Genomic DNA, 5,642 nt, shown 5'->3' on the forward strand with positions numbered 1-5,642 from the left:
GCGACGAACTGCACACCACCCAAGGGCTGCGTAACACCGTGATCGGCGGCAATGAGCTGATCAGCATTACCGGCGACAGCAGCACCACGACGGGTGGCTCGCTGGTGATTCAGGCGGGCACACAGGCCCACGTTACCGCCGCCAATGTGGTGATCGATGCGGGTATGAGCCTGACGCTCGAAGCCGGTGGCCAACACATCGTCATCAACTCAGGCGGCATCTTCAGCAGCGTGCCCATCGTCCAGGGGGGAGCGCCCATGGCAGGTGTCCCACCGCTTCAGGCCGCACAAGCACTGATCAGCGCCCCCCAGGCGACTATCGCCAATCCGTCCACGCCCGCACCAACCGTTGTTGCGGGCAACTCCGATTTAGAGGAAGAGGAAGAGGAAGAGGAAGAGGAAGAGGAAGAGGAAGAGGAAGAGGAAGAGGAAGAGGAGGAGCTGGATGAGCCAGAGGAGTCGCCACCACCCGGTATCACCCTGCGTATCGGCATGTTCTTTGATGGTACGCTGAACAATGCAGGCAACAGCGCGGTGGGCCAGCTGTGCGGCGCCACCCATGCCGCCAAGCTTAAGGATCTGGATGACAGTTGTAAGCCGTACATGGCTGATCCGGACAGCAGCTATGCGAACGATGAGTCGAATATCAAGAAGCTCAGTGAATTGTACTTTGCCCCAACGAGACTCTAGACAACGGCGATCAGCATCAACTGTTTCGCATGCTCTACATCGAGGGTATAGGTACCTCGACAGGCCAAGCCGATAGCCTGCTGGGGGCAGGCATGGGCCGTGGGGCTACAGGCGTGCGCGGAAAAGTGGAGAGCGCGTTTCGCGAGATTACCGAAATCATTTACCAGTTTTCCCAGGCTAACCCGGACTCTAAAATCATCAAGCTGACCTTTGACACCTTTGGTTTCAGTCGGGGGGCTGCGGCGGCCCGCCACTTTGTTAACGAAGTGGCGCTGGGTCAGCAAGGTCCTTTGGGGCAAACTTTTAAAATAAATCGCCGGTCTTTTCACGATACCTTTATAGGTACATACCTGTACGATATCGACATGGGGTTTATCGGTTTGTTTGATACCGTCCCATCAGTCGGCGGTTTGGCTAATTTAGGTTATGTGCGCAGCCAAACATCACCTGGGATCAAACTTTACCTGCCACGCCGTTTGTTCCCCAACGTCGTCCAGTTGTCCGCACGCGATGAAATTCGCGCTAACTTTCCGTTGACGCGAGTAAAGGCCGACCACCTGGAAATCACCTTGCCCGGCGTCCATTCGGATCTGGGGGGCGGGTACTTTCCTGAGTCCGAGGAGCTGCTGCTCATTAGTCCGATGCAAACCTTGAGTGTTCCGCTCACCACTGACGTCTAGACCACGTCGATTTACCGCGACGCACAGCAAGTGAAAGCCAAGTGGGAGTCCAATGGTTGGCCCGCCGAGATGCTTGAGGTCATAACCCCCATCAGCGTGAGTTGCCTGAGTCGGAGCGGAATCGTAAAGACCCTTACAAATCCGTGTATGCGGCGCTACATCTCAAGCGACCAGTGCGGGGCGAGTTGTCGCGGATTTACTTGCGAGTGATGTACGAGTTGGCCAAGCAACATGGGGTAAAGTTCGACCATCTCGACGAACTCGATCCGCGTCATACAGTACCGAGCGAGCTTCAAGCGCTTTGTGAGCGCTTTGTTGCCGGGGACTACAGCACAACGATTGAGGAAGAGAAGTTGCTCAAGCTGAAGTATATTCACACCTCGGCCAACTGGAATCCACCCGCCAATATGCGAGGTTCCTTTCCGCGAACCAGTCTGGAGTTGCTGTATTTTAATGCCCCCACCGCGGATGGGATCCGCCTACAACACCCCCATGTCCCCGACTAGGAGTCACAACGATGCGAACACTCTGGATATTACTGGGGGCTTTGCTGCTCAACGGTTGTCAAGCTTCTGCGCTCGTCGGGAGGCACTCAGACACAGACGCCGTGCCATGGGCGATAGGTTTTATTACACCTTACCGGATGGGTGGCTGGGTTGAGGACAGTGCCACTATCGATGTCGATGGCAACCTGTTTCGGCGGATTGGCAGTTCGGCTTCCGGAGGGGCGAAAAACGGAGCTCTGGGAGCGAGTGGTTGGAATGCGGGTGGTGGGGGAAGTAGGCGAGAGGTGATCGATGCGAAGCTTCCAGTGAGGATCTACGTTCGCTGGCAATCGGTGGTCGAGCCGCAAACCTATCAAGGCTGGTTTGAGATACCGGAAAGTGCCTGGCAGCTCATGCGCGATGCCTTGGCCAAGGATTGTCCCGCGCACCCCGAAATAAAAGAATTTGGTACAGCCGTTACCGTACGACTTGGGCTTGCACTAGGGGGAGTGGTTCAGATATGGACTGAGAATGAGTGCATGGATCTGGTGAATATCGCACGCGGCCAAGCAGAGATAGTCCCTCTAGGGCCGTACCTTGGCAAGTCAGATGGGCGTTATTACCCCCTGACTGAAGCCTCCAAGCAGTATGTTGAAAAGTATGGCATTCCCTATGGCAGCTGGTAAAACAATGTAGGTTCAGCCCGTCCATTGGCGGGCTTTTTACTGTCCAATATTTTTACATCAGAGCGTAGGCTCGATGCAGCTCGACTGAAGCGGCTTCAATATCGGAGTTATTCAGCGCTCGGTCATACGCTCGAAGAAAGGCGTAACCCCCCCCCGCTTTCTTGAAGTCTTGCTCTTTGACGATGGGTAGGTATTTGGGTAAGTCTTCATCTTCTATTTCTTTGCCACCAACCGAGCAGTTAAAACCTGCTGTCGGCATACACACCACTTCTGGTAGATACCGTCTTGAACCTCACCGGGCAAGCGCAAGTTTCGGGTCATAGGGTTGGCCCTGCTGATCGGTGTAGACGTTGCTGATTCGGGCGGGGGTATTGGGAACTCGGCAATCCCATTCCTTAAGGCCGTAGTACTGGTCTATCCGAATGAGAGCACAGCCTGTGACATGGTCGTGTGCGTTGGCAGTGTTACCAAGAAACATGAGCAGCGGGAATAGAGCGCATAGCAAAAGTTTCATGCTGGTTACTTTCCTGATAAAAGGTGAGGAGCCCTGTAGTTTTAGGAGCGCTATTATTTAGCGGCTGAAAGACAAGCTGAGATCAGGCTCGGGGGGGGGGGGGAGAACGGTAACGCCAAAAAGCCATAAAAAGACTTAAAATACCGCCGGTTCTTTACCTTTACATCAGTGGATTGGATCGGCTTGCAACCAATGTTAACAATTTTCCGCCAGTTACCTCTTTATCTCGAGACGCAAGAGCTGAAGATGTGAGATGTGCGGGCTGGCTGCGCCAGTTAGATGTATGCATAGTTGTCCGCGGCGGGCGTTCCGTTCGATGGCTTTGTCGCATTCCTCACCATCAAAAACTGGGTGCTTGCGCGACCAACTTCAATAAGGGATATATCATGAATTTAAAGGGCTACTTTTTTCAAAAATCCAACAACACTCGTTACGACAGCGCCACTGATCAAGCTGATACGGGTTATCCGCGCCAGACAGCAACAGATTGGCCAGAGTTGCCGTCAGAGTTTCAAAATAATATTGATGATGTTATCAATCTAAATGATATTCTTTGCTTCTTTAAAGGTAGTAACTTTCTAAAGTTCGACATCAAACAAGCCAAAGTAATCGAAGGGCCAAAAGCCATTTCTGAAGGTTGGCCAGGATTGGTTGGTACTGGCTTTGAAATGGGGGTTGATGCAGCCACGGAATGGGCGAATTGGACTCGGCCAGCGGCGGCGCCGAATGCGGATGTTGTGCAGTTTTTTAAAGGTCATCAGTGCATAAGCTACACTCTAGCCACTCACAAGGTAGAACAAAAATCTATTGCAGATAAATGGCCAGGCTTTAAGAACAGCGCCAGTAGCGAGTTCAGCAGCAATCTTGATTCAGTGTTGTTATGGAATAATGGAAAAGTCTATTTCTTTAAAGGTAGTGCGTACGCACGTTATGATCTGAAGAGCAATACTATTGATAGAGCAAAACTTCCTCTTCCTAACCAATACTGGAAGGGGCTCACCTTCACAGGCGTACAAGCTTCCATTTTGTTTGATGCTGAGCTGCTAGGCTCTCAATCTGTATCGCCATCCCCTGTTATAACCACGGGCAATACAGGACCTGCAAATCAGCCTGACTGCTCTGGCGACCACCATCATCATTTCCATGGGGGTGATCATACGCACCATCATCATTATGGAAATTGTGGTCCGCATACCTCGACTGGCCCAGGGCCTGCTAGCGATCCATCGGGTGGCACCAGCCCAATACTAATCCCTGGCCTGGCAACGAATACTCAATTTACCATTACGCTGCTCAATAATGAGCAGTGGGTTAGAACCGCGCTGCTCAATATTGATGGAAAAGATACCTCAATGAAGGTTGACGGCAATAAGGCGGTTTCGGAGGCTTTTACCACCATGACAGGAAAAGTCACTATTGCACTATTTGATAGTCAGCGAGGAGTTATGCGAACTCCATCCGACATACCCGTCAACTCGCTAGGCGCTACGGGCATGACGATGGCATTTGGTGCCGAGAAGCCAAGTGGAGAAGATCGCCCAGGCTTTATGGATGTGTTTGTACATGTTGATTGGGTGACAAATATCATAAACTAAGCCGAAAATGACCGTCTTATCTTCGCCATCTTATACGCTGTTCTTCCTTGTCCCCCTTCAGCAACTTAGCCTGCTGAGGGGGGCAGTGAGACTGTATCGCCCGTCAAACCTGATGCCCAAGATTGATGGCATTTACGTTGATCGCCATTTTTTGCTAGCCCCAAGTGGAATAAAGAAGATCGGGCGCGAGGAGAGGCAACCTTTATCAGCCTCATCCACCGAGGCATCGTTATTGAAGCGCAAATCGACACGATCAATGCGCTGGAGGGGTCGCCTGAATAACCCCGTAACAGTGTTAGGCTTCGGTGCGTTAATTTAATTAATTGTGCAACGCATTAATCACTGCTCAACTTTGCATTGGGCGACTGTGGACCTTATTCGGATATTTTGCCGTCCCTAAAGGGGCCTCCGTACTTCACACTCCCCGGTCTGTTTCCTCCTAGTGTCCTGCTCACCTCTTTCTGCTTAAGGATAAGCGTATGTTCGCGCCAGCCAATACTGCGCACTTCACATTACTAATTCCCTCGGTTCGTCACGACTTCAAGGTGCTGGCCTTTGATGGGCTTGAGACCATCAGCAGTTTGTACGCGATCGAGGTTGAACTGGTCAGCGAATACCCCGACTTCTATATGGAGAGCCTGCTCAGCCTACCGGCGTTTCTGCAGTTTGGCCTCAATGGCGAAGGCATTCACGGGCGTATCGAAGGGCCGCTCGTGGGCGGCGCGGGTAAACGCCTGACCCATTACAAGTTGACTTTGGTCCCCACGTTGCACTATCTGCAGTTCAGCGACAACCAACGGATCTTCCAAAATCTAACGGTGCCGCAAATCATCGCTCAGGTACTCAACGGACATGGTATTCAGGCTGATGCCTATACCTTTCAGGTCAGCACCAGTCCCGAGCGCGAATATTGCACGCAATACGGGGAATCCGATTTTCAACTGATACAAAGGTTGTGCAGTGAGGAGGGGATTGCCTGGCACCACCAGCACA

Annotated in this window: 6 protein-coding genes and 1 pseudogene; 6 read left to right on the top strand and 1 reads right to left on the bottom strand. The window is 52.2% G+C overall.

What is annotated here, in order from left to right:
• From KW848_RS32085 to KW848_RS31150, 4 genes and pseudogenes are all read left to right on the top strand, one after another.
• Window positions 1–689, top strand: a pseudogene (locus KW848_RS32085) (hypothetical protein); the annotation flags it as partial.
• Between the two features lie 29 nt (window positions 690–718).
• Window positions 719–1,369 (top strand): phospholipase effector Tle1 domain-containing protein, encoded by a 651-nt coding sequence (locus KW848_RS31140; RefSeq protein ID WP_218539156.1) that lies wholly within the window; start codon window positions 719–721, stop codon window positions 1,367–1,369.
• A 209-nt stretch (window positions 1,370–1,578) separates the two neighbouring features.
• On the top strand, window positions 1,579–1,875 hold the full coding sequence (locus tag KW848_RS31145) for a hypothetical protein (protein ID WP_218539157.1): 297 nt from the start codon (window positions 1,579–1,581) through the stop codon (window positions 1,873–1,875).
• Between the two features lie 11 nt (window positions 1,876–1,886).
• Window positions 1,887–2,540, top strand: coding sequence for a DUF2931 family protein (locus tag KW848_RS31150; RefSeq protein WP_218539153.1), 654 nt, complete (start codon window positions 1,887–1,889; stop codon window positions 2,538–2,540).
• 52 nt (window positions 2,541–2,592) lie between these two features.
• Here the strand turns inward: KW848_RS31150 and KW848_RS31155 are convergent, their stop codons facing one another.
• Window positions 2,593–2,799, bottom strand: coding sequence for a hypothetical protein (locus KW848_RS31155; protein WP_218539154.1), 207 nt, complete (start codon window positions 2,797–2,799; stop codon window positions 2,593–2,595).
• 641 nt (window positions 2,800–3,440) lie between these two features.
• Here KW848_RS31155 and KW848_RS31160 point away from each other — a divergent pair.
• Both KW848_RS31160 and KW848_RS31165 read left to right on the top strand, forming a co-directional pair.
• Complete coding sequence (locus KW848_RS31160; protein WP_218539155.1) at window positions 3,441–4,649, top strand: hemopexin repeat-containing protein; 1,209 nt, start codon at window positions 3,441–3,443, stop codon at window positions 4,647–4,649.
• 479 nt (window positions 4,650–5,128) lie between these two features.
• The coding region (locus KW848_RS31165; RefSeq protein WP_256365348.1) for a contractile injection system protein, VgrG/Pvc8 family at window positions 5,129–5,642 on the top strand (514 nt) is incomplete at its 3' end.

It is taken from the genome of Pseudomonas sp. PDM25 (assembly GCF_019219045.1).
Taxonomy (GTDB): Bacteria; Pseudomonadota; Gammaproteobacteria; order Pseudomonadales; family Pseudomonadaceae; genus Aquipseudomonas.